Origin of the sequence: Mycobacterium sp. AZCC_0083, assembly GCF_014202335.1 — a bacterium.
Taxonomy (GTDB): Bacteria; Actinomycetota; Actinomycetes; order Mycobacteriales; family Mycobacteriaceae; genus Mycobacterium.
The window spans coordinates 415575-438200 of sequence record NZ_JACHGP010000007.1 but is presented as its reverse complement, the minus strand read 5'-3'; the positions used below and the strand labels follow the sequence as shown (position 1 = coordinate 438200).

Here is a 22626-nt window from a genome sequence, read left to right as displayed (position 1 = left end):
ACTAGCTGAATCGAACGGAGGGAACGCCGCAGGACCCCAGATAGCTCCTGGTGCGCTGGGCGATGGGGAGCGGAGCGTCGACCTCACACGGGTACATGTCCTGCTCGACGATCGCGAACACATCGATGCCGAGCTTCTCGACGGCGGCCAGAAGCGGTGGCATGTCCGGGATTCCGCGCGGTGGCTCGGTCATGGCGCCAAGCTTGACGGCCTCGCCGAACGGCAGGTCCTCGGCCTCGACCTTCGCCCGAACCTCCGGGTCGACCTGTTTGAGGTGCAGGTAGCCGATCCGCTCGGGGGCCCGCTCGATGATGGCGATGTTGTCGCCGCCGCAGTAGCTGATGTGGCCGGTGTCCAGGCAGAGGTTGACGAACTCGCCGTCGGTGCCGTCGAGGAAGCGGTACACGTTCTCTTCGGTGTCGACGTGGCTGTCGGCGTGCGGGTGGTATTGCGCACGCACGCCGTACTTCTCGAACATCGCCTTGCCGAGATCGTTCATGCCCCGAGTCTTCTTGAGCCACTGCTCGGGGGTGAGCGTTCGGTCCTCGAGCACGGCGCCGGTGGCGGGATCGCGCCACATCTCCGGGATGACGACGACGTGCTTGCCGCCGACCGCGGCCGTCAGCTTCGCGACGTCCTCGATCTGCTTCCAGACGGCATCCCACGAGTCGTCTTGGTGCAGGTGTTCGAAAACCGTTCCAGCGGATAGCTTCAGGCCGCGGGAGGCCAGCTCGTGGGACAGCTGCTTGGGGTCGGTGGGCAGGTAGCCGTAGGGTCCGAGCTCGATCCACTGGTAGCCGGAGCCGGCGACCTCGTCGAGGAACCGGGTGTACGGGGTCTGTGCCGGATCGTCGGGGAACCACACGCCCCACGAATCGGGGGCAGAGCCAACGAGAATGGTGCTCATGTATCAATCCTTCGAGTCATGGGGCTTCACGAACGGGCGCTGAATCTTCTTCCACTCGGCGTAGGTCTCGTACGCCTGCTGTGTGGAGTCCAGCTCCGAGGTCTGGCTGACGGGAACGTCCCACCAGGACTGGCTGTCGGGCGCGAAGATCAACGGGTCGGTCTCGACGTGGATCACGGTGGTGCGTTCGTTGGCCTTGGCCACCTTGACCGCATCGGCGAACTCGGCGGCCGTCGTCACCTTGATCACCTCCGCGCCCAGGCTGGCGGCGTTGGCGGCCAAGTCGACGGGAAGCTTGTCGCCCGCGAGGTGGCCCGCGTCGTCGCGGTAGCGGTAGGAGGTGCCGAATCGCTGCGAACCCAACGACTCCGACAGCGAGCCGATGGAGGCGAAGCCATGGTTCTGCACCAGCACCAGGATGACCTTGACGCCTTCCTGGACCGCCGTCACCAGTTCGGTCGCCATCATCAGATACGACCCGTCGCCGACCATGACGAATACGTCGCGGTCGGGGCTGGCCATTCTGACGCCGATGCCACCTGCCACCTCGTAGCCCATGCACGAAAACCCGTACTCGACGTGGTAGCCCTTGCGGTCGCGGGTGCGCCACAGCTTGTGCAGGTCGCCGGGCATGGACCCTGCCGCACACACCACCACGTCACGCGGATCGGACAACGTGTTGGCGAGGCCGATGATCTGGCTCTGGTTCAGGGCACCGCCGTCGTCCTCGACGCGGTATGCCGCGCCGACGGTGTCGTCCCACTCCCTGGCGAGTTCGATTGTCCGCGTGCGGTAGCCATCGTCGACCGAGTAGTCGCTCAGTGCGTCGGACAGTGCGTCGATGGCCTCACGGGCGTCGCTGACGACGGACAGGCCGCCCTGTTTCACGGCGTCGAACGAGGCGACGTTGACGTTGACGAATCGGACGTCGGGATTGTTGAACGCGGTGCGTGACGCGCTGGTGAAGTCGCTGTACCGGGTGCCGATGCCGATGACGACGTCCGCTTCGGCGGCCAGCGCGTTGGCGGCGGTCGAGCCGGTCGAGCCGACCGCGCCGACTGACTGCGGGTGGTCGTAGGGCAGTGATCCCTTGCCCGCCTGCGTCTCCGATACCGGGATGCCCGTCTTCTCGACGAACGCAGCCAACGCATCGGGGGCGCCGGAGTAGATGACCCCGCCGCCTGCGACGATCAGCGGCTTGGCCGCCGAGCGGATCACCTCGGCGGCGCGGGCGATGACCGACCGCTCCGGAAGCGGGCGGGCGACATGCCAAGTGCGTTCGGCGAAAAGCGATTCCGGCCAGTCGAATGCCTCGGCCTGTACGTCCTGGGGCAGAGACACGGTCGCCGTGCCCGTCTCGACGGGGTCGGTCAGCACTCGCATCGCGCCGATCAAGGCCGCAGGCAACTGTTCCGGCCGCCACACCCGGTCGAAGAAGCGAGACAACGGCTTGAACGCGTCGTTGACGGTCATCTCGTTGTCGTGGGGCTGCTCGAGATCCTGCAACACTGGTGAACTGACCCGGGTTGCGAACGTGTCCGACGGCAGCAGCAGCACGGGCAGCCGGTTGATGGTGGCCAGGGCCGCGCCGGTGAGCATGTTGGTCGAGCCAGGCCCGATGCTCGCAGTGACCGCCCACGCCTGCAGCCTGTCCTTCTGTCTGGCATACGCGGCGGCGGTGTGCACCATTGCTTGCTCGTTGCGGCCCAACACATATCGCAGCCCTGGCTCGGTGCCTGCCTTGGCCGCCTTGATCTCGTCCTGCAACAGCGCCTGACCCATGCCTGCCACGTTGCCGTGCCCGAAGATGCCGAAGCAGCCCGCGAAGAACTTGCTGCGCTCGCCGTCGCGCTCGACGAACTGGTTGGCCAGGAATCGCACCGTGGCCTGGGCGACGGTGAGCCGCACGGTCGGTTCGTCGTGCGGGGACTTGAACGCGGAAGCCTTGGAGACCACGTCACACTCCTCTTGGGTCGTGCAGGGGCAGCCGGGGGTCCACGGCCTGGTCGTCCCAGGTGCCGCGCAGCCAGGCGTGTTCGGGATCGTCGACGATCATCCACACGCGCTCGGCGCCCGGTCCGGCCATCACGTTGAGGTAGTACATGTGGTAGCCCGGCGCCGCGACCGAAGGACCGTGGTAACCGTGCGGCACCAACACGACGTCGCCGGTGCGCACCTCCTCGAGCACCTCGATGGGACGGTCGGGTGTGCCGTACACCCTGTGGTAACCGAATCCGCGCGAACCGTCGGGGCCGGGCGCGATCTCGAAGTAGTAGATCTCCTCGAGTTGCGACTGGGTCGGCGTGTCCTCGTCGTGCTTGTGCGCCGGATAGCTCGACCAGTTCCCGCCGGGGGTGATCACCTCGCAAGCGATCAGCGAATCGGCCTCGAAGACGCCTGCGGTGCCGAAGTTGTGCACCTGACGGCTGCAGTTGCCTGCGCCCCGCAGCTCGACGGGCACGTCGGCGGCGGCTACGCGGCGGTTGGGGAACGACCGTTTGGCGCGGGCGCCGCAGATCGCGAATCGGCCTTCACCGCTGAGCCGGTACTCCTGCCCGATGCCGAGGTAGACCATGTCGCCGGGTCCGTCGAAGACCGATGCGCGTGGTGACAGTTCGTAGGTGACTCCGTCGCACTCGACGGTGCCTCCGTCGACCAGTGGAAGGATCATCACCTCGGTGTCGCCGGTGTTCGATTCGAGGGTCTGACTGTCGTCGAGTTCGACCACCTGCAAGGAGGATTCGGTCCAACCGGCCGACTCGGGTGTGACGTCGACGGTGAATGGGAGCTCGGCGCTACGGGCGGGGATGTACAGCTTGCTGTGCACGGTCACCTCACCATCGAGGCTGCGGTGGCCACCGCAGCACTCACGTCGTCGTCGGCCGGGTAGAGCAGGGTGCGACCGACGATCAGCCCGCGCACGGACGGAAGGGCGAGTGCCTTCTCCCAGCTGGCGAATGCCTCGTCGGGATCGGCGGGGTCGCCGCCGAGCAGCAGGGTCGGCAGCGTGGTGGACTCCATCACCCGGTCCATCTCGGCGACCACCGGGAGCTTCATCCACGTGTACGCCGACGTCGAGCCGAGTCCCTGGCTGATGTGCACGGACTTGATCACCCCGTCTGCGCTGAGGTCGTTGCGCACCTTGCCGTCGACGCGGGTGGACAGGAACGGTTCCACCATCGCGATCAGCCCGTGTGCCGCCAGCTCGTCGACCGCCTGCGCGCACGCGGTCATGGTGGCGACCGTGCCGGGATCGGCGAGATCGATGCGGCACAGCATCTTCCCGCCGTTCATGTTCGCCGCGGCGGTGGACGCCGCGGTGGCGCCGGTCATCCGGTCGTCGAGCTCGAAAGCCGATCCGGCCAGCCCGCCACGGTTGAACGACGAGAACACCACCTTGTCCTCGAGTGCGCCGAGCAGCAGCAGGTCGTCGAGGATTTCGGAAGTGGCGAGCACGCCGTCGACGCCTGGATCGGCGAGCGCGGCGCGCAACCGGTCCAACAGGTCGGTGCGGCTGTTCATCGCGGTCGGTCGTGATCCGACGGCCAGTGCACCGCGGGCGGGATGGTCGGCCGCGACGATCATCAACCTGCCGTCGCCGCGGATGGTGGGACGGGTGGTCCGGTCGTTCCATGCGCGGGCGACCGCGCCTGGATCGGTGGCCCGCAGGTCGGTGACCGCGGCGTAGTCGGCGCATACCGGAGCGACGGGAGAACGATCCGGGGCGAGCGGAGCGACGGGAGAAAGATCCGGGCTAGACATTCACGGCCTCCGTTGCGGTCAGCTCGGCCAGCGCGGCCACCTCGTCGGCGCTCGGCATCGCCGTCGAGCATTCGAGCCGGGACGCCACGATGGCACCGGCGGCGTTGGCGTAGCGCAAGGTCTTCTCCAGCGGCCAGTTGCGGAGCAGGCCGTGGATCAGGCTGCCGCCGAAGGCGTCTCCGGCACCAAGACCGTTGACCACGTCGACCTCGTTGGGTGGGACGGTCACCGAGCTGTGCCTGGTCTTGCCGAGCACGCCGCGCGGCCCCTGCTTGACGATCGCCAGTTCGACGCCGAGATCGAGAAGCGCGTCGGCGGCCTTGTGAGGATTCGTCTCACCGACGGCGATCTCGCACTCCTCGCGGTTGCCGACGGCAACGGTGACGTGCTGCAGCGCCCGCTGCACCTGCTCGGAGGCATCGGCAGGGGTGGCCCAGAACATCGGCCGGTAGTCCAGATCGAGCACGGTCAGGGGAGAGCGGGACCGGGCTTCCCATGCAGCGAAATGTGCACTGCGGCTCGGCTCCTCGGACAACCCCGTGACCGTCGACCAATACAGCCGGGCGGTGCGCACCGCCTCGGCGTCGATCTCGTCCTGCCGGATCTGCAGATCCGGTGCCGAGGGCTTGCGGTAGAAGTACAGCGGGAAGTGATCCGGCGGGAAGATCTCGCAGAACGTCACGGGGGTGGGGTACTCGTCATGGGTGCTGACGTAGGTGTTGTCGACGCCGAGGTTGGCCAGTTCGGCGCGGACGAAGCGGCCGAACGGGTCGTCGCCGACACCAGAGATCAGCGCGCTGCGGTTGCCTAGCCGGGCCGCGGCCACCGCGACGTTGGCCGCGCTGCCGCCGAGGAACTTCCCGAACGACGTCACGTGTTCGAGGCCGACGCCGGTCTGCAATGGATAGACGTCGACGCCGCTGCGTCCGATGACGAGGGCGTCGAATGCGTTCGTGGTGGTCAATTCTGCTCCCCAGCAGTCGTGGTCTTGCGTCGTAAACGACTGTGCCCTCCGTCACTCGGCTCTGTCAATAGTTTGTCCTGACATTCGGACTTTCAATCATGCGATGCTAAGATTCAGCTACTCTTTCGACGTCGCCGCGAGATCGGAGCAGACGTGCCGCTGGCAGTGGAACTCGACAGGTCTAGTCCTATCCCGCTTTACTACCAACTCGCCCAGGCGATCGAGGCTGCCATCCGTGATGGCGACCTGGCGCCCGGAGACCGCTTCGAGAACGAACTGGCACTGGCCAAGCGGCTGACCCTGTCCCGGCCCACCACGCGCCGGGCCATCCAGGAACTGGTCGACAAGGGCATGCTTGTCCGCAAGCGCGGTGTCGGCACGCAGGTCGTGCAGAACCCGGTGCACCGTCGCGTCGAGCTGACCAGTCTCTTCGATGACCTCGTCCGGGCTGGGCAGGAACCGACCACGCAACTCCTCGATTACCGCACCGGTGTTGCACCCGCGGAAATCGCTGCCGACCTGAATCTGAGTGCGGACCACGAGGTGGTCACCATTTCGCGGCTACGCAGTGCCAACGGCGAACCGCTGGCGGTGATGACGAATTACCTGCCCGTTGAGTATGCGCCGGATCCTTCCGAGCTGGAGGCCAGCGGGCTGTATCAGACGATGCGGACGCGCGGCGTACACATTCGCCTGGCGCGTCAGCGAATCGGAGCCCGGCCTGCGACGAAGACCGAGGCGCGGCTGCTCGACGAGAAGCCGGGCGCGCCGTTGCTCACGATGAGTCGCACGGCGTTCGACGACTCCGGCAAGGCAGTCGAGTTCGGCGATCATTGCTACCGGGCGTCGCGCTATTACTTCGAGACCACGCTCGTCGACCGCTGACCAATGGGCGCAGTGGTGCCACGGACCATCAACACGGGCTCGAGAACCACGTCACGATTCTGGTCGAGATTGCCCTCAAGCAGGCCCACCGCCATCCGAACGGCGTGGCCGGCAAGGGCGTTGGCGTCCTGGTGCACCGTGGTCAGATCGATCCGGGGGTTGTCGGAAAGGTGGCTGTCGTCGTAGCCGATCAGTGACAGGTCGCCTGGCACGTCGACGCCCGCCCTGGTGAACACGTCCAGAAGTCCGAGCGCGCAGCGGTCGTTGCCCGCCAGCACGGCGGTGGGCAGTTCGCGGTCGGCGAGCATCGCGCGCGCCGCGTCGGCGCCGGCAGCCTCGTTGTGCGCGCCCGGAATCACCTTGGCGTAGGCGGAGAGTCCGTGCCGCCGCATCGCCGCCCGGTAGGCCCGCCGCCGGTCGGCCGACCCCGGATCGGTGCCGCCGTCCACGTGATGAATGGCCCGATGTCCGATGTCGTACAGGTAGTTGACCGCCTGCCCGATGCCCTTCGCGTCATCGGTTCGTACCGTCGCCAAGCCCGGTGTCGGTGCGAGCCTCCGCCCGACGACCACCACCGGCACCCGCTGGGCCAGGGTCTTGAAGTAGTCGGGATCGGATTTCGGTCCGAGTAGGATCAGGCCCTCGCAACGGTGGCTCAGCAGGGCCTCGACGGGCACCGATTCGGCTCGGTCGGACAGGTTGGCCGACAGCAACACCTCATAGCCGATACCTTCAGCGGCCGGGTAGATACCGGTGACGAGTTCGGCTTCGAACAGTTGGCGGATGTCCAACAGCACACCCAGCGTTCGGCTGCGTCCTCTCGCGAGCGACCGCGCAGCTGAATCCGGCCGGTACCCGATCTCGTCGGCCACGGCGAGCACTCGCTCACGGGTCTTCTCGCTGGCCCCGGGCTTGCCGTCCAGCACGAAGGACACCAGGGTCCGGGACACGCCGGCCCGCCGGGCTACGTCGTCCATCGTCGGCCGGCGGACTGGCCGGTTGCCCGCGGCGGATGGGGGCACCAATACGACCCTCCTGAATGTGACGGTTGACACAGCGCTGTGCTGCGTTCATATTAGTCCTAACGCGCTTTACTAACGCGCTTTAGGTCCGCAAAAACATGGGAGTTCCTCGATGAGGTTGGGTGTGTACACCGCGGTGCTGCACGACATGCCGCTACGACAGGCACTGACCACCATCCGGTCGCTCGGATTGACGGGAGCGGAAGTCAACGCCGGCGGCTTCCTGCCCAGCCCGCACCTGCCGGTGGCCGCTCTGCTCGATGGCGAGCTGGATCCGGCTGCCTACCTGGCCGTCTTCGAGGAGACCGGGGTGCAACTGACGGGTCTGAACGTCAATGGCAACCCGTTGCACGCCGATCCCGAGGTAGGCCCGGAAGACGCCGACGATCTGCGCCGTGCGATCCGAGTCGCCGCTACGCTCGGCGTGCGCCGGGTGGTCACCATGTCCGGCCTGCCCGCCGCACACTCCGGCGGCCAGTGGCCCGCGTGGCACGTGAACCCCTGGGACAGTGGCTATCTCGACTCGTTGGACTATCAGTGGGATGACGTCGCCGTGCCGTTCTGGCGGGAGATCGACGCCCTCGCACGCGCCCATGACGTCAAGGTCTGCATCGAGATGCACCCACAGAATCTGGTGTTCAATCCGCCCACGTTGCAGCGACTCGTGGAGAAGACGGGTGCGACGCACGTCGGCGCCGAGATGGATCCGAGCCACCTGTTCTGGCAGGGCATCGACCCGGTCGCTGCCATCGACTTCCTGGGCGAGCTGGTCTTTCACGCCGCGGCAAAGGACACCCGGATCAACCCGGCATGTGCCGTGTACGGCGTGCTCGACGACCGGTTCACCCGTACGCCGGCCGACCAACCCAGCACTTCACTGGGTGGCAGGCACACCGTCAACCGGTGGCCCACCGAGTCCAGCTGGGATTTCGTCGCGGTCGGTCGCGGTCACGACGTCGACTTCTGGGCGAGGTTCCTCGCCGCGCTGCGCCGGGTCGACCCGGACATGGCGGTCAACGTCGAGCACGAGGACACCGAACTCGGCCAACTCGAGGGCCTCCAGGTCGCCGCAACCACACTGCTCGCCGCGAGCGATCTTGCGGCACAACCCGTCTGATCACCGAACGAAAAGGAAGACGACATCATGGCGACATCGACCGAAGGCGCGCCGCCTCGCAGATTCTTGACCAAGCTCACGGTGATCGCGACGCTCGGCGGTCTGCTGTTCGGCTACGACACGGGAGTCATCTCCGGTGCGCTGCTGTACATGAAGGACGACCTCGATCTGAGCTCGTTCGGCGAGGCGACGGTGGTGAGCTCGCTGCTGTTCCCGGGTGCCGCGTTGGGTGCGCTCTTTGGCGGGCGCATCGCCGACCGCCTCGGCCGGAAGAAGACCTTGTTGCTGTGCGCCTTCATCTTCCTGGTCGGCGCGCTGGGATGTGCACTTGCCCCGACCGTTCAGATCATGGTCGCGGCGCGCATCATCCTCGGTATCGGCGTGGGGGCGGCGTCGGTGACGTGCCCGCTGTACCTCGCGGAAATGGCGCCCCCGGAACGGCGCGGCCGAATGGTGACCATCAACGAATTGATGATCGTGACGGGTCAAATGCTCGCCTTCGCCATGAATGCCCTGCTCGATCACCTCATCCAGGATCCGCACGTCTGGCGCATCATGCTCGCAGTGGCCGCGGTGCCCGCGGTCGCGCTGCTGCTCGGCATGATGGCGTTGCCCGATTCACCGCGGTGGTACGGGCTGAAGGGGCGCATGGAGGAGGCCAGGAAGGTACTCGGATACAGTCTGGACAAGCGTGAAGCCGACGCCGAATTCGCGGCGATCGTCGAACATGCCGAGCGCACCCTGAACGTCAGGAGTACCCCGTTCTCGGTGATCCGGGATGTCCCGTGGATCAGGCGCGTGGTGCTCATCGGCTGCGGCCTGGCCATCGTGCAGCAGGCCACCGGCATCAACACCGTCAACTACTACGCCCCGACAATTCTGGAGCAGAGTGGCCTGGGCGTGAGCGCCTCACTGATCGCCACCATCGCCGTCGGCGTGACATCGGTGGTGACCACGATCATCGGCATCATCCTGCTCGGCTTCATCGGCCGACGGACCATGCTGCTCACCGGATTTGCCGGCGTGGCCGGCGCGCAGCTCGCACTGTCACTGACATTTCTGATGCCCGAATCAACCACACGCAGCTACATCATCCTGGCCTGCATGATCGTGTTCGTGGCCTTCGTGCAGATGTTCATCGGCACCTGTGTGTGGCTGCTGCTGTCGGAGATCTTCCCGCTCAGCATCCGCGGGTTCGCGATGGGCATCGCGGTGTTCGTGCTCTGGTGCACCAACGCGATCATCTCGTTTGCGTTCCCAGTGTTGAACTCGGCGCTCGGCTCGACGGGCACCTTCCTGCTCTTCGTCGGGGTCAACGTCGGATCCTGGTTGTTCGTGCACAAGTTCGTGCCGGAGACCAAGGGCACCACGCTGGAGGAACTAGAGGACCGGTTCGAAGCCGAGGGCCTGCAGCGGGAGGCAGCGAACGCCTGACCAGGCCGACCGTGCCGGTGAAGCCGACGTCACGCAACGCCGCGGCGATCGCTGGGTAGAAGATCTCGCCGCCGCCCGGCTCGCATCGCCCGGGCACGTCGGCGACCTGAACCTCACCGATGGCGTCACCGCATCGCCGCACCAACTCCACCAGTTCGGCGATGTGCAGGTTGAGCCGTGGAACGCGAAGCGTCGCAGCGGCTTTGATGCTCAGCTCGGCGGTGCGCACCACCTCGTCCGCGCCGCTGCGATCCACCAGGTCGCCGTGCACATATCCGGTCATCGAGGAACCGGGCGCCTCTCGCCGCGAGGGGTCTGGAGATCCTTGTCGTGCCAGCTCCATATTTCGACGGCGAAACCGAGCTGGTCGATGCGTCGAGCCCGTTCGGTGATGGGCAGATCGGTGAAGATCGTCTCCGCGCAGACGGCCAATTCGAAGTCATTCGTGTGGGTGGCACCTGATCTTGCTGTGACCAGGATGGACGCACCCTAACATTTGACCTGCAGTCCTAATGTCCGAACAAACTATTGACTTTCGGGTGTGACCCGTATTACATCGTGTTCATGTAGTGCCACTGGGCACCCGCAGACAGGAGAAACGATGAAGTTTGTTCGGTTGGCAGCCGTGGCGGGAATTGGGGTGCTCACCCTGGGGCTCGCGTCGTGTTCGAGCACCGGCGGAAAGCCGGACAGCAGCGGCAACGGGATGGGCGCCGGTCAGGCGAACACCCCACGCATGACGGTCGCGATGATCACCCACGAGGTGCCGGGCGACTCGTTCTGGGATCTCATCCGCAAGGGCGCGCAGGCCGCGGCCGACAAGGACAACATCGAGCTGCGCTACTCCAATGATCCCGAAGCGCCTGCTCAGGCCAACCTGGTGCAGAGCGCGATCGACAGCAAGGTCGACGGCATCGCCCTGACACTGGCCAAGCCCGACGCGATGGCTCCGGCCGTCAAGGCCGCTGAGGCCGCAGGCATTCCGGTCGTCGCATTCAACTCCGGCTTCGACAACTTCAAGGCGATGGACGTCCAGGAGTACTTCGGCCAGGACGAGAAGCTCGCCGGAGTGGCTGCGGGCGAGAAGCTCAACGCCGACGGGGCCAAGAAGATCATCTGCGTCATCCAGGAACAGGGTCAGGTCGCACTCGAATCCCGTTGCGCCGGAGTCAAGCAGGGCTTCAAGGGCAACATGGAGATTCTGAACGTGAACAGCAAGGACATGCCGTCGGTGGAGTCGACGATCACCGCCAAGCTGCAACAGGATCCGTCGGTCGACACCGTCGTCGCGCTCGGCGCGCCGATCGCGCTGACCGCGGTGCAGTCGGTCGGGAACGCCGGTAGTTCGGCGAAGATCGTCACCTTCGACACCAACGCCGCACTCGTCGATGCGATCAAGGGCGGGAAGGTGCAGTGGGCCGTCGATCAGCAGCCGTTCCTTCAGGGCTACCTGGCCATCGACTCGCTCTGGTTGTTCAAGAACAACAAGAACCTGATCGGTGGCGGTCAGCCGACACTGACCGGGCCGTCGTTCATCGACCAGGGAAACATCGATGCCGTCGCCGAATTGGCCAAGGCCGGAACGCGCTAGAGACATCACGGAAGAAAGAGAAGCCATGTCCACTCAAGCAGACTTGGACCTCGGGAGCCGCAAGGTCGTCCACGACGAGCGGGTCAAAGAACGCAACCGCGTGCAGCGCATGCTGATTCGTCCCGAGATGGGTGCCCTGATCGGCGCGATCGCGCTGTTCGTCATCTTCCTGATGGTGGCGCCCCCGTTCCGGGAGGCCGCGTCGCTGGCCACCGTGCTGTATGCCAGTTCCACGATCGGCATCATGGCGTGCGGCGTGGCGCTGCTGATGATCGGCGGCGAGTTCGACCTCTCGGCAGGCGTGGCCGTGACGTTCAGTTCACTGGCGGCATCGATGCTGGCCTTCAACCTGCACCTCAATTTGTGGGTGGGCGCTGCGTTGGCCCTGGTGCTCGCGTTGGGTGTCGGATTCCTCAACGGCTATCTGGTGATGAGGACGAAGATCCCCAGCTTCCTCATCACGTTGAGTTCGTTCTTCATGATCGCCGGCATCAATCTCGCTGTTACCAAACTGGTTTCGGGTCAGGTCGCCACCCAGAGCGTCAACGACATGCAGGGCTGGTCCTCGGCCCAGTGGGTGTTCGCGCACCCGTTCAACGTGTTCGGCGTTCAGATCAAGATCACCGTGCTGTGGTGGCTACTGTTCACCGCGATCGCAACGTACGTGTTGTTCAAGACCAAGATCGGCAACTGGATCTTTGCGGTCGGCGGTGACGCGGACAGCGCGCGCGCGGTGGGCGTTCCGGTGACCAAGGTCAAGATCGGGCTGTTCATGCTCGTCGGCTTTCTGGCCTGGTTCTCCGGCATGCATCTGCTGTTCTCGTTCAACACAGTGCAGTCCGGGCAGGGCGCCGGCAACGAGTTCTTCTACATCATCGCCGCCGTCATCGGAGGCTGTCTGCTCACCGGCGGTTACGGCACGGCGATCGGCGCGGCCATCGGTGCGTTCATCTTCGGCATGGCCAACCAGGGGATCGTCTATGCCGGTTGGGATCCCGACTGGTTCAAGTTCTTCCTCGGCGCGGTGCTCCTGTTCGCCGTCATCGCCAACAACGCCTTCCGTAACTACGCAGCGAAGAGGTGACCGAATGACTGCAACAGTCGAACGTCCCGAACATGACGCCCCGTCCGGGGGCAAGGTGCCCCTGGTCGAGTTGAAGAACGTCAGTAAGTCATACGGAAACATCACCGCGCTCAAGGACATCTGCCTGCGTGTGCACGCGGGCGAGGTCACCGGCATCCTCGGCGACAACGGCGCGGGCAAGTCCACGCTCATCAAGATCATCTCCGGGCTGCACCAGCAGACCGAGGGTGACCTTCTCGTGGATGGCGAGTCGACGAAGTTCGCATCCCCGGGCGACGCGCTCGCCAAGGGCATCGCCACGGTGTACCAGAACCTCGCCGTCGTGCCGTTGATGCCGGTATGGCGCAACTTCTTCCTCGGCCAGGAGCTGCGCAAGTCGTCGTTCCCGTATTCGTTGGACGCCAATGCGATGCGGGCCACGACGCTCGCCGAATTGGCCAAGATGGGTATCGAGCTGCCGGACGTCGACGCACCGATCGGTTCGCTGTCCGGCGGCCAACGTCAGTGCGTGGCGATCGCCCGCGCGGTGTTCTTCGGGGCGCGGGTACTGATCCTCGACGAGCCGACGGCCGCGCTGGGGGTCAAGCAGTCGGGGGTGGTGTTGAAGTACATCACCGCGGCGAAGGAGGCCGGCTTCGGCGTCGTGTTCATCACGCACAACCCGCACCACGCACACATGGTGGGCGACCACTTCGTGCTGCTCAACCGCGGCAGGCAGAAACTCGACTGCTCTTACGACGACATCACGCTGGACCACCTCACTCAGGAGATGGCCGGCGGTGACGAACTCGAGGCGCTCTCGCACGAGCTGGGACGCAAGGGAGCCTGATCCACCGCGGTGGCAGCGGTGGTCAGGTGACGTCCAGGACCACCTTGCCCGCCACCCGGCGGTCAAGCAGTGCCTCAGCGGCCCCTGACACGTTGTCCCACGAGTCGCGCAACCCGATCTGCGGATCCAGCTGGCTGGTGGCCAGCAGTTCGACCAGGTAGTTGAGGTCCGCTTGGAAGGGTTCGCGAACCGTGAAGGGCTCCAAGCGCTTCCGCGTCCACCTGTGCCGTTCCGCCTCGAAGTCGATCGTCGTAGGCTGGTTGGACGCCATCCCGATCGACTGTACGGAACCGCCTTCGCCGACCAGGCTGAACGCCTGGGCCAGCAGTGGGCCGCCAACATTCTCCAGGACACCGAACACGGGCTCGGTGACGTCGTCGAGCCCGACGACGACCTCGGCGGCGCCCAACTCGACGAGCCCCGCGCCCCGTGCCTCGCTTCCGACTGCCGCGATCACGTGAGCGCCAGCCCTGGCCGCGAGCTGCACGGCGAACCGGCCGACCCCGCCGGACGCGCCGGTGATGAGCACTCTCCGCCCCACGACGGATCCGAGTGCTCGCAGTGCCTGCAATGCCGTGACGCCGGCGACGGGCAACGCGGCAGCAGTGGCGAAGTCGACGGAGTCGGGAACTACCGCGATGTTGCCGGTTGGCGCCACGCGGCGCTCAGCCCACCCACCGGCGCCATTGAAGGTCACCACTCGGGTGCCTGCCGATGGCCCGGTTCCATCGGCCGCGGCTTGGACGACCACTCCTGCGGCATCCCACCCTGGCACCTCGCCGGGCTGGCGCACGTCGGCGATGAAGCGCACCTCGCCGAAGTTCAGTGCGATTGCCTTGACGTCGATCAATGCCTCGTCATCAGCGACAACCGGTGGACTCACCTCGTCGAAGCGCAGGTTTTGAGGGGCTTGCGGATCGAAGACGACTGCTCGCATGCTTGACCCAAACCTTCACAGTCGAGCGGATATTCCGGGCAGAGTAGCAGCGTCGCGTGTCTGCGGACCCGTATCATCGGCCACTGTGTCAGCCGTGTTGGTGGTCGACGCTGGCCCAAGACGCGTCGTCAGGCGAGTCCTGGTCACAGCGTCCGCAGCGGAGATCTTCGCGCTCGTCGTCGATCCGCACCGGCATCCGGAGCTCGATGGGTCCGGCACGATGCGCGACATCCCGATCAGGGGACCTCATCACCTTGCGGTGGGCGACAAGTTCACGGTCGGGATGAGGCAGTGGGGAGTGCCGTACAAGATCACCTCGACCGTCACCGAGGTCGACGACGATAGGGTCGTGGAGTGGCAGCATCCGATGGGCCACCGCTGGCGCTGGGACCTGATGGAGACTGCGCCCGGCACCACGGAAGTCACCGAGACGTTCGACTACAGCATCCACAAGGCGCCTAGGCTCCTGGAGTTCTTCGGCATGCACACGCAGAATGCCGACGGCATCACGTCGACCCTGGAGCGCCTCGCGGCCCGGTTCGGCGGTTAGACCGTGAACGCAGCGCGGAACGCCTCGAGTGCCGCGACGCTGTCGCCGGATGCCCAGCCCTCCAGGCCGACGGTGCCGTGGAACCCCATGTCGCGCAATGCCCGTGCGATCGCGGGGTAGTGGATCTCGCCGGTGCCCGGTTCGCAGCGGCCGGGGACGTCGGCCACCTGGATCTCGCCGATCGCGTCGCCGCACCTGCGGACGAGTTCGATCAGGTTCCCCTCGCCGATCTGCGCGTGATAGAGGTCGAGCATCATCTTGACGTTCGGATGGGCGACGGCCTCGATCAGTGCATGGGTGTCCTTCGCCCGCGCCAGCGGTACGCCAGGGTGATCGACGATCGTGTTGAGGTTCTCCACGCAGAACGTGACGCCGTTGGCGGCGCCGAGGTCGCCAAGACGGTCGAGGGTGCGCAGCGCGGTGAGCCACATCGGGCCGGTGGCGCGCCGCCGTGGCCGCGCCGCATTGCCGTCGACCAACTCCGCGGTATGCAGGTTCAACCGTGTCACGCCAAGGGTTTCGGCGGCCTTGATGGACAGCTCGGCGGTACGCACCACCTCGTCGGCGGTCGCGGCGTCGATGAGGTCACCGTGCAGATACCCGGTCATCGAGGTGAAGGTCGCGCCCGTGGCTCGCAGCGCGGCTAGGTCCTTGTCGTCCCAACTCCAGATCTCGACCGCGAAGCCGAGGTCGTGGATGCGACGTACCCGCTCGATGAACGGCAGTTCGGTGAACACCATCTCGGCGCTGACGGCCAGCTGAAAAGTCATCGGGATTCCATGCCGGCCGCGCGATACGCGGCGTCCACGAACGCCATGTTCGCCACGGCGTCGGCGGAGCCGAACGGCAGGGGAGCGCCATGCTGCACGTGGGCGGCGAAGGCCTCCAACTGGTAGGTATAGGACGGCCGGGTGCCAAGGCGCTCCACGGTGATGCCAACCGGAGTGGTGATGGTCAAGCGGTCGTCGGTGCTCGGCGTGATGAAGTCGTGCACCAGCACGTCCCCAGCCGTGCCGACGATCCGGATCGTGTGCGAGTGGTGGTCTCCCACCATCGAATTGGCGGACAGACCGGTGGCGCCGCCTGGGAAGGCGACCTCGACGTCGCACCAGGCATCCACCCCGGGAGTGCGTTGCTCGGCGTGTGCGCGGGTGATCGACGGCCGCCCGTCGACGCCGGGCACGCCCAGCCGGCCGAGCGACCGCATGATGTGTAGGCCGTAGCAGCCGAGGTCCATCAGTGCGCCCCCAGCCATCTCGAGCGACCAGCGTGGATCGCCGTCGTCGGGTGGGGGCATCGCCATCCGCACCTCGACGTGGGTCACCTCGCCGAGGGTGCCGTCGGCGGCAAGCTCGAACGCACGCTGGGTGACGGGATGGAAGAAGTAGTGGAAACCCTCCAGCACGGTGACACCCGCGGCACCCGCGACGTCCGCGACGCGTCGGGCCTCGGATTGGTCACGCGCGAAGGGCTTTTCGCTCAAAACCGGCTTGCCCGCGATGATCGCGGCGAGGTTCCACGGCGCATGCAGCGAGTTCGCCAACGGGTTGTAGACGACGTCCACCTCGGGATCGTCGATCACGTCCTGATACGACGCGACGACACGCTCCACGCCGTACTTCTCGGCGAAGGACTCCGCCCGCGACCGGTCCCGCGCCGCCACCGCCACCAACCGGTGTCCGAGTTCGGCGGCGGGCCCGACGATCGCCGACTCCGCGATCCGCGACGCGCCGAGCACCCCGATGCGCAGCGTCATCCGGCGACTGCCTGGAGGAAGGCGACGCTGGCCAGCACGTCGCGCACCGGACCTTCACCGGCAGGCTCGCCATCCAGGATGGTGTCCTGCTCGAGCACGAACCAGCCGTCGAAGCCGTTGTCGCGCAATACCGAGACGATGCCCGCGATGTCGACGTCGCCCGAGCCGAGCGGGGTGTACATCCCGGCCCGGACGGCGTCGGTGTACGTCAGCTCACCCGACTGCACCTTGGCGGCCAGCGCGGCGTCGACGTCCTTGAGGTGGGTGTGCGCAATGCGATTCGGCACGGCCTTGGCCAGCTCCAGCGGATCGGTGCCACCGATCAGCAGGTGCCCGGTGTCCAGACACAGCGGGATGGATGACCCGGCAAGCACCCGGTCGACGTCTGCGCGGGTCTCCACCATGGTGCCGACGTGCGGATGCAGCACGGCAAGCAAGCCACGGTCGGCGACGATCGTCGCCAGCCGGTCCAGGTTGGCGAGCAGTGTCGACCACTGCGCCTCGTCGAGGACGGGACGCGAGTCGTAGCCGTCGGATCCGGTCGTTGCGGCGAGCACGACGACGCCTGCTCCGGCGGCGACCAGTGATTCGAGCGGCCCGGCGAGGTCGTCGGCGGGATCACGAGCGTCGTCGAACAGCACGACCGGCACGAAGCCGCCGACACACGCCAGGTCATGGGACCGCAGGACGGACTTCAACTCGTCGACATCCGTCGGCAGGAAGCCCTCGGGGCCGAGTTCCGTTGCGGTCAGGCCTGATCCGCGCATCTCGGTCAGTACACGGTCGGGTGCCAACTGGTAGCCCCAGCCAGGTACCTCGCAGACGCCCCACGAGATCGGCGCCCCGGCAATCTTGATCACGAGTTCCGCACCTCGGCGATCGTGACCGGTGCATGCCTGCGAAGGGACTCAGTGGCGGCTTCGGCGAGCCAGGCGACCTCGACCGCGTCCGCCACCGTGGCCCCGCGGATCGGGCCACCCTGCGCGACCTGGACGAACTCGGTCAGCTCCGCGCGGAATGCCGCGGTGAAGCGGTCCATGAAGAAGTGGTGCGCGGGGCCCGCCGGAAAGTCATTGAGCGGATCCATGTTTCGCAGCGGAACGCCCTGGTCCCAGCCGGCCACCACGCTGTCGTCGAAGCCGTGGATCTCCAAGCGGCAGTCGTAGCCGCGGGCGTTGTATCGTGCGTTGGACACCACGCCGAGTGCTCCGCCGTCGAACGTCACCACGACGGCGGCGGTGTCGACGTCGGCGTACTCCGCGAACAGGGGATCGCCCTGGACGGTTCCTGTGGCGTACACCTCGACGGCGCGCTGCCCGGTGATCCAGTTCAGCACGTCGAAGTCGTGGACGGCGCAGTCGCGGAAGATGCCGCCCGAGGTCTTGATGTAGTCCATCGGCGGGGGAGCGGGGTCCATCGTGGTGCTGCGCACCGTGTGCAGGGTGCCGAGCGCCCCCTCGTCGACGGCGCGCTTGGCCGCGGCGAACGCGGCGTCGTACCGGCGCTGGTAGCCGACCTGCACGGGCACACCGGATTTCGCGATCACCTCGGCGACCCGCGCGCTCTCCGCGGCGGTGGACGCGATCGGCTTCTCGCAGAACGTCGGGATGCCGCGCTCGACGGCGGCCAGCGTCAGCTCCGCGTGTGCCGGGGTTGCAGCCGCGACCACGATCCCGTCCACACCCGAGGACAGCAGCTCCTCCACCGTGTCGACCGCCTTGACGCCGTACTTGGTGGCCACCGCATGGGCGACGTCGGTGCACTCGTCGGTGATCACCAACCCGTCGAGACCCTCGATCCCACTGAGGGTTTCAGTGTGGAAGGCGCCGATGCGGCCGAGCCCGATTACGCCGAGGGTGGTCATGGCATTCTCCGTTCGTTCTGCTCGCTGAGTGCGATGTCGAGTGCTGCGGGGGTGAGATCGTCGGCCAGTGCGGCCAGCACGGTGTCGACCTGGCTGGGCGGTGCCAGGCTGCCGATCGGCTGGTCGCTGTCGAGGTTGGTGGGGAACGGATAGCCCTCCGCGGTCGCGTTGACCGCGTTGCGGAGTTCGCCCTCCGAGCGTCCTGCGGCCTTCATCGCCAGCAGCGCAGGGTAGATGGCCCGCACCATCGCGCTGCGGTCCAGCGTCTCCATGGCGCGCCCGAACGGCGACGAGATCTGCAGCAGGTTGGCCATCCGCGAGATGTCGGTCGACGTGTTGGCGCCAGCCCCGTGCATGAGCGCCGGGTTGAAGAACACCGCGTCACCCTTGCGCAGCGGTACCTGCACCTGGTGGGCGGCGAAGTATTCGATGAAGTCCTGGCGGTAGAACGCGATGTAGCCGCCAACGAACTTCTGCGAGTGGGGCAGCAACATCGTCGGCCCGCTCTCCAGCGGCATGTCGCAGTGCGCGACAGCACCCTGCAGCGTGAGGGCAGGCGACATCCGGTGCATGTGCGCGGGGTAGGCCGCCAGCTGGTCGACGTTGACGAAGCCGAGGTGGTAGTCGCGATGCGGAATCTGCGCCGCGCCACCGGGATTGACGACGTTGACCTGCGAGGTGACCTGATACCGCGGGCCGAGCCAGGCCTGCGACACCAGTGCGATGGCGTCGGTGGCGTAGTACTCGGCGAAGACTTCGGGTGCGTGCAGCGCGAGTTTCTGCGCGGCGTTCCAGATCCGGTCGTTGGCGCCTGCCTTGCCGAAGTGGTCGCCTGCGGCGGTGCCCTCGGCGCGCTGGGCGGCGATGAGCGCGGTGAACGCCTCGCTGGCGCGGTCGACGACTGCCGGATCGACGGCATCCTCGAACACCACGACGCCAGGGCCGTCGGCGAGGGCGCGGATCAGCTCGGTCTGCAGGGCGTGCCGGCCGGCGCGCGCCACCGTCTCGGCGGAGTAGACCAGCGCGCCCTCGCGGACGTCGGCCGCCAGCGGAAAGTCGTTCACGTCCGTGTCCTGAGACACCAGTGCGCGGAAGTCGTCGAGGTCGCAGTCCGTGTCCTCGATCCACGCGCGGTTCGCAGTGGTCAGTGGTGTTGCCATGGCCCTTAGTCTTGTGGTGACCCGCACCGCAATCAACACCAGAAAGCCATCAAAAACACCTCAAGATTCTCGGCGAGCAGACACAAATGGCCCCCAATGCGGGCATTTCAGGGCCCTTTGCGTCTGCTCGCGGGAAGAAGTGGGGAACGGGAGGAGAGGACAGCGATGCCGCACCGGTACAAGGTCCGTGAGATCGCCCAACAGTCCGGCCTCAGCGAGGCGACCGTCGACCGTGTCCTCAACGACCGCCCCGGCGTCAGGGAGAACACCCGCGCCGAGGTCGCGCAGGCAATCGCGGACCTGGACAAGCAACGCGCGCAACTGCGCCTCAACGGCCGCCGCTATCTGATCGACGTGGTGATGCAGACGCCCCAGCGGTTCTCCGACGCATTCAGGGCGGCGGTCGAAGCCGAGCTGCCCGCATTCGCCCCCGCCATGCTGCGCGCCCGTTTCCACCTCTGGGAATCGGGGTCAAGCGCCCAGATGGTGGACGCCCTCGGACGGCTTCGCGGCAGCCACGGCGTCGTACTCAAGGCACAGGACGAGCCCGAGGTGGCGGAGGCCGTCGACCGGCTGGTCGCGTCCGGCGTGCCCGTGGTGACATACGCGACCGACGTGCCGACCAGTTCGCGATGCGGGTACGTCGGCATCGACAACCACGGCGCGGGCGTCACCGCGGCCTATCTGGTGGACCAGTGGCTCGGCGCGACACCGTCGGACGTCCTGATCACGCTCAGCAGGACGGTGTTCCGCGGCGAAGGTGAGCGCGAAGTCGGATTCCGGTCGGCGTTGCGCGGATCGGGCCGCGGGATCGTCGAGGTGAGCGAGAGCGACGGCATCGACGCGACCAACCAACGGCTCGTCCTCGACGCGCTCGACCGGAATCCTGGCGTGGAAGCGGTCTACTCGGTCGGCGGCGGCAACACCGCCACCGTCGCGGCGTTCGAGCGATTGGGACGCCCCTGCAGGGTCTTCATCGCGCACGATCTCGACGCCGACAACCGACGGCTGCTTCGGGACGGCCGCATCTCGGTGGTGCTGCACAACGACCTGCGCGCCGACGCCCGGCTCGCGCTGCGGCTTCTCCTGCAGGAACGCGGCGCGCTGCCTGCCGAGCCCGTGCGGCCCGTACCCATCCAGGTCATCACGCCGTACAACCTCCCGAGCTAGCCGTAGCTGGCTAAGGTCTGCATTGAATCCCGGACTCTCGAGGTTCAAGGGGGAAACCATGCAGGTCATCGCGTTCGCGCCGTCATTGAAGGCAGTGCTGGAGGAATCGGGCGGCGTCACGACGGACGGCTTCCCGATGACCAGTGCCCACGTCACCAGCTTCCCCGCACAGATCACCGTGCCGCTGGTGCTCGCCGTGTACACCAAGGGGGGCACCGACTACGACCCGCGCCTGTACGTCGTCGCCAAGTCGGCAAAGGGTGAACGACTCGCCGCGTTCGAGTGCGCCTGGCACTGGCCCGACAACCCGGGCGTACCCGTCAAGTTCCGCGTCTTCGTCCACCACTTGTCGATGACGGTGCAGTCCGCGGGCGTATATACCGTCGGCCTGTACGACAGCATCGATGCCACGGAAACCGACCACAGTTTCCCGCTTCCGGTGATCAAGGCCAGCCCGTTCGCGCAGCCGCCGAAACAGCCTTCGGCTCGCCTGTAGATCAGGCCGATTCGTCGGCGACCGAGCGTCTGAATCGTCGATTGTCGGGAATCGGGACTACCATTTCGCCCCATTGGCGACGACGAGAGCGCCGACCAACACCCAGGAGACCGATCGGTGCCGCGACATCGCGTCAAGCTCGCCCCTGGCGTGACCGTGCTGGGCAACTTGGCGATCGACGTCATCAACGGCGCGCCGAAGAGTCCTGGCGGCTGCGCCTCGTTCTCCGGAGTCGCCTTGCAGGCCGCAGGCGGACACGGCCACATCGTTGCGCTGGCCGCCGAAGCGGACCATGCCCTGTTCGAGTCGCTGCTCGTTCGCTTCGGCTCGATCGTCCGGATCCTGCCCGCAGACCGGACGAGCGCGTTCCGCCTCGACTACGAAGACGTGGATCACCGCCAGATGTCGGTCGACGCGATAGGTCCCGTATGGGGCCGGTCGGAGATCGAAGCCGCCGATCCCGACACGACGTGGGTGCACCTCGCACCGCTGCTGCGCACGGACTTCCCGGCGAGCACCTTGGCCTTGCTCGCCGAACGAGGCCATCGGGTCGCCTACGACGGACAAGGCCTCGTTCGCGCCGATCGGCTGGGACCGCTCGTCGTCGACCGCCACTATCCGCCCGAACTGCTCTGCCACCTCAGTGTCCTCAAGCTCGCCGAGGACGAAGCGGTCATCGTTGCCGACGGCGCGTTCGACGAGTCGACGGCCAAACGACTCGGCGTTCCCGAAATCCTCGTCACCTACGGATCCGAGGGATGTGACATCTACACCGACGACACCGTCGTCCGCGTGCCTGCCGCATGGCGCGTCGAGGGCGTGCAGACGACGGGTGCCGGCGACATGTTCACGTCGTGCTACGTAGCCAATCGCGCCGCGGGCGCTGATCCACGCAGGTCGGTGGAACTGGCGAGCGAACTGGTCGCCCGCGAACTCGACAGGCGCCTGAAGGCCGGCTCCCACGAAATGGTGTAGCCGCAGGTTCGACTGGCTGCGACTCGACACGTGTCAAGTTCTGTCGGCCCGAGCTACTCGTCGGTAACCGAATCCTTAGAGAACGACATTCTCGAAAAGTGACGAAGACCACAATTCGGCAGA

The 22626-nt window shown here is 66.5% G+C and carries 22 protein-coding genes and 1 pseudogene; 10 read left to right on the top strand and 13 right to left on the bottom strand.

The features are described from left to right. Window position 1 precedes the first annotated feature (1 nt). From HNP02_RS19915 to iolC, 5 genes are read right to left on the bottom strand one after another with little or no spacing between them, the layout of a single operon-like run. The gene (locus tag HNP02_RS19915) at window positions 2–907 is read right to left on the bottom strand and encodes a sugar phosphate isomerase/epimerase (RefSeq protein WP_184441617.1); all 906 of its coding nucleotides are present in this window, start codon (window positions 905–907) and stop codon (window positions 2–4) included. 3 nt (window positions 908–910) lie between these two features. Beyond that, the gene (iolD, locus tag HNP02_RS19910) at window positions 911–2863 is read right to left on the bottom strand and encodes a 3D-(3,5/4)-trihydroxycyclohexane-1,2-dione acylhydrolase (decyclizing) (protein ID WP_184441615.1); all 1953 of its coding nucleotides are present in this window, start codon (window positions 2861–2863) and stop codon (window positions 911–913) included. 1 nt (window position 2864) lies between these two features. Continuing rightward, window positions 2865–3734 carry a 5-deoxy-glucuronate isomerase gene (gene iolB, locus HNP02_RS19905; protein WP_184441774.1) on the bottom strand — a complete coding sequence of 290 codons (870 nt, stop codon included), beginning with the start codon at window positions 3732–3734 and terminating at the stop codon, window positions 2865–2867. A gap of 2 nt (window positions 3735–3736) precedes the next feature. Beyond that, window positions 3737–4669 (bottom strand): aldolase, encoded by a 933-nt coding sequence (locus HNP02_RS19900; RefSeq protein ID WP_255506680.1) that lies wholly within the window; start codon window positions 4667–4669, stop codon window positions 3737–3739. After that, on the bottom strand, window positions 4662–5633 hold the full coding sequence (gene iolC / locus HNP02_RS19895) for a 5-dehydro-2-deoxygluconokinase (protein WP_184441613.1): 972 nt from the start codon (window positions 5631–5633) through the stop codon (window positions 4662–4664). Before iolC ends, HNP02_RS19900 begins: the two co-directional genes overlap by 8 nt. A 153-nt stretch (window positions 5634–5786) precedes the next feature. Here iolC and HNP02_RS19890 point away from each other — a divergent pair, with 153 nt between their 5' ends. Beyond that, entirely contained in the window at window positions 5787–6518 is a 732-nt protein-coding gene (locus HNP02_RS19890; RefSeq protein WP_184441611.1) for a GntR family transcriptional regulator, read from the top strand. On the opposite strand, the gene HNP02_RS19885 is transcribed toward HNP02_RS19890, so the two are convergent. Further along, window positions 6488–7495, bottom strand: coding sequence for a LacI family DNA-binding transcriptional regulator (locus HNP02_RS19885; protein ID WP_184441769.1), 1008 nt, complete (start codon window positions 7493–7495; stop codon window positions 6488–6490). The genes HNP02_RS19890 and HNP02_RS19885 overlap by 31 nt on opposite strands. A gap of 157 nt (window positions 7496–7652) precedes the next feature. Between HNP02_RS19885 and HNP02_RS19880 the strand changes: the two genes are divergently transcribed. Together HNP02_RS19880 and HNP02_RS19875 are read left to right on the top strand one after the other, a co-directional pair. Next, the gene (locus tag HNP02_RS19880; protein WP_184441609.1) at window positions 7653–8657 is read left to right on the top strand and encodes a sugar phosphate isomerase/epimerase; all 1005 of its coding nucleotides are present in this window, start codon (window positions 7653–7655) and stop codon (window positions 8655–8657) included. Window positions 8658–8684: 27 nt separating this feature from the next. Further along, window positions 8685–10091, top strand: coding sequence for a sugar porter family MFS transporter (locus HNP02_RS19875; RefSeq protein WP_184441607.1), 1407 nt, complete (start codon window positions 8685–8687; stop codon window positions 10089–10091). Window position 10092: 1 nt separating this feature from the next. Here the strand turns inward: HNP02_RS19875 and HNP02_RS42855 are convergent. Next, window positions 10093–10568, bottom strand: a pseudogene (locus HNP02_RS42855) (hypothetical protein); the annotation flags it as partial. A 124-nt stretch (window positions 10569–10692) separates the two neighbouring features. On the opposite strand from HNP02_RS42855, the gene HNP02_RS19870 reads away from it, so the two are divergent. The 3 genes from HNP02_RS19870 to HNP02_RS19860 are packed head-to-tail and all read left to right on the top strand — an operon-like array spanning window position 10693 to window position 13595. Further along, on the top strand, window positions 10693–11682 hold the full coding sequence (locus HNP02_RS19870; RefSeq protein ID WP_184441605.1) for a substrate-binding domain-containing protein: 990 nt from the start codon (window positions 10693–10695) through the stop codon (window positions 11680–11682). A gap of 25 nt (window positions 11683–11707) precedes the next feature. Continuing rightward, window positions 11708–12766 carry an ABC transporter permease gene (locus HNP02_RS19865; RefSeq protein ID WP_184441603.1) on the top strand — a complete coding sequence of 353 codons (1059 nt, stop codon included), beginning with the start codon at window positions 11708–11710 and terminating at the stop codon, window positions 12764–12766. Between the two features lie 4 nt (window positions 12767–12770). Further along, window positions 12771–13595, top strand: coding sequence for an ATP-binding cassette domain-containing protein (locus HNP02_RS19860; RefSeq protein WP_184441601.1), 825 nt, complete (start codon window positions 12771–12773; stop codon window positions 13593–13595). Window positions 13596–13617: 22 nt separating this feature from the next. Here HNP02_RS19860 and HNP02_RS19855 read toward each other — a convergent pair whose 3' ends face one another. Then, on the bottom strand, window positions 13618–14532 hold the full coding sequence (locus HNP02_RS19855) for a zinc-binding dehydrogenase (RefSeq protein ID WP_184441599.1): 915 nt from the start codon (window positions 14530–14532) through the stop codon (window positions 13618–13620). A gap of 85 nt (window positions 14533–14617) precedes the next feature. Here HNP02_RS19855 and HNP02_RS19850 point away from each other — a divergent pair, with 85 nt between their 5' ends. Next, window positions 14618–15082, top strand: coding sequence for an SRPBCC family protein (locus tag HNP02_RS19850; protein WP_309241633.1), 465 nt, complete (start codon window positions 14618–14620; stop codon window positions 15080–15082). On the opposite strand, the gene HNP02_RS19845 is transcribed toward HNP02_RS19850, so the two are convergent. From HNP02_RS19845 to HNP02_RS19825, 5 genes are read right to left on the bottom strand one after another with little or no spacing between them, the layout of a single operon-like run. Then, on the bottom strand, window positions 15079–15852 hold the full coding sequence (locus tag HNP02_RS19845) for a TIM barrel protein (protein WP_184441595.1): 774 nt from the start codon (window positions 15850–15852) through the stop codon (window positions 15079–15081). The two genes, HNP02_RS19850 and HNP02_RS19845, sit on opposite strands and share 4 nt — an antisense overlap. Continuing rightward, window positions 15849–16838 (bottom strand): Gfo/Idh/MocA family protein, encoded by a 990-nt coding sequence (locus HNP02_RS19840; RefSeq protein WP_184441592.1) that lies wholly within the window; start codon window positions 16836–16838, stop codon window positions 15849–15851. Before HNP02_RS19840 ends, HNP02_RS19845 begins: the two co-directional genes overlap by 4 nt. Further along, a complete protein-coding gene (locus tag HNP02_RS19835; RefSeq protein WP_184441767.1) occupies window positions 16835–17695 on the bottom strand; it encodes a sugar phosphate isomerase/epimerase in 861 nt (286 codons plus the stop codon). The genes HNP02_RS19840 and HNP02_RS19835 overlap by 4 nt, the downstream gene beginning before the upstream one ends. Then, window positions 17695–18702 (bottom strand): Gfo/Idh/MocA family oxidoreductase, encoded by a 1008-nt coding sequence (locus tag HNP02_RS19830; protein ID WP_184441589.1) that lies wholly within the window; start codon window positions 18700–18702, stop codon window positions 17695–17697. Before HNP02_RS19830 ends, HNP02_RS19835 begins: the two co-directional genes overlap by 1 nt. After that, complete coding sequence (locus HNP02_RS19825) at window positions 18699–19862, bottom strand: phytanoyl-CoA dioxygenase family protein (RefSeq protein WP_184441588.1); 1164 nt, start codon at window positions 19860–19862, stop codon at window positions 18699–18701. Before HNP02_RS19825 ends, HNP02_RS19830 begins: the two co-directional genes overlap by 4 nt. 165 nt (window positions 19863–20027) lie before the next feature. Between HNP02_RS19825 and HNP02_RS19820 the strand changes: the two genes are divergently transcribed. From HNP02_RS19820 to HNP02_RS19810, 3 genes are all read left to right on the top strand, one after another. After that, window positions 20028–21032, top strand: a complete 1005-nt coding sequence (locus HNP02_RS19820) for a LacI family DNA-binding transcriptional regulator (RefSeq protein ID WP_184441586.1) — start codon at window positions 20028–20030, stop codon at window positions 21030–21032. A 58-nt stretch (window positions 21033–21090) separates the two neighbouring features. Then, entirely contained in the window at window positions 21091–21528 is a 438-nt protein-coding gene (locus tag HNP02_RS19815; RefSeq protein ID WP_184441584.1) for a hypothetical protein, read from the top strand. 150 nt (window positions 21529–21678) lie between these two features. Beyond that, the gene (locus tag HNP02_RS19810; RefSeq protein WP_184441765.1) at window positions 21679–22503 is read left to right on the top strand and encodes a PfkB family carbohydrate kinase; all 825 of its coding nucleotides are present in this window, start codon (window positions 21679–21681) and stop codon (window positions 22501–22503) included. Window positions 22504–22626: the final 123 nt, after the last annotated feature.

What these genes read in the sequence shown, in the direction of transcription:
- HNP02_RS19915 (WP_184441617.1), bottom strand. Translation starts at nt 907, where the DNA reads ATGAGCACCATTCTCGTTGGCTCTGCCCCCGATTCGTGGGGCGTGTGG.
- HNP02_RS19900 (WP_255506680.1), bottom strand. Translation starts at nt 4,669, where the DNA reads ATGTCTAGCCCGGATCTTTCTCCCGTCGCTCCGCTCGCCCCGGATCGT.
- HNP02_RS19885 (WP_184441769.1), bottom strand. Translation starts at nt 7,495, where the DNA reads ATGGACGACGTAGCCCGGCGGGCCGGCGTGTCCCGGACCCTGGTGTCC.
- HNP02_RS19880 (WP_184441609.1), top strand. Translation starts at nt 7,653, where the DNA reads ATGAGGTTGGGTGTGTACACCGCGGTGCTGCACGACATGCCGCTACGA.
- HNP02_RS19875 (WP_184441607.1), top strand. Translation starts at nt 8,685, where the DNA reads ATGGCGACATCGACCGAAGGCGCGCCGCCTCGCAGATTCTTGACCAAG.
- HNP02_RS19870 (WP_184441605.1), top strand. Translation starts at nt 10,693, where the DNA reads ATGAAGTTTGTTCGGTTGGCAGCCGTGGCGGGAATTGGGGTGCTCACC.
- HNP02_RS19865 (WP_184441603.1), top strand. Translation starts at nt 11,708, where the DNA reads ATGTCCACTCAAGCAGACTTGGACCTCGGGAGCCGCAAGGTCGTCCAC.
- HNP02_RS19860 (WP_184441601.1), top strand. Translation starts at nt 12,771, where the DNA reads ATGACTGCAACAGTCGAACGTCCCGAACATGACGCCCCGTCCGGGGGC.
- HNP02_RS19855 (WP_184441599.1), bottom strand. Translation starts at nt 14,532, where the DNA reads ATGCGAGCAGTCGTCTTCGATCCGCAAGCCCCTCAAAACCTGCGCTTC.
- HNP02_RS19845 (WP_184441595.1), bottom strand. Translation starts at nt 15,852, where the DNA reads ATGACTTTTCAGCTGGCCGTCAGCGCCGAGATGGTGTTCACCGAACTG.
- HNP02_RS19840 (WP_184441592.1), bottom strand. Translation starts at nt 16,838, where the DNA reads ATGACGCTGCGCATCGGGGTGCTCGGCGCGTCGCGGATCGCGGAGTCG.
- HNP02_RS19830 (WP_184441589.1), bottom strand. Translation starts at nt 18,702, where the DNA reads ATGACCACCCTCGGCGTAATCGGGCTCGGCCGCATCGGCGCCTTCCAC.
- HNP02_RS19825 (WP_184441588.1), bottom strand. Translation starts at nt 19,862, where the DNA reads ATGGCAACACCACTGACCACTGCGAACCGCGCGTGGATCGAGGACACG.
- HNP02_RS19820 (WP_184441586.1), top strand. Translation starts at nt 20,028, where the DNA reads ATGCCGCACCGGTACAAGGTCCGTGAGATCGCCCAACAGTCCGGCCTC.
- HNP02_RS19815 (WP_184441584.1), top strand. Translation starts at nt 21,091, where the DNA reads ATGCAGGTCATCGCGTTCGCGCCGTCATTGAAGGCAGTGCTGGAGGAA.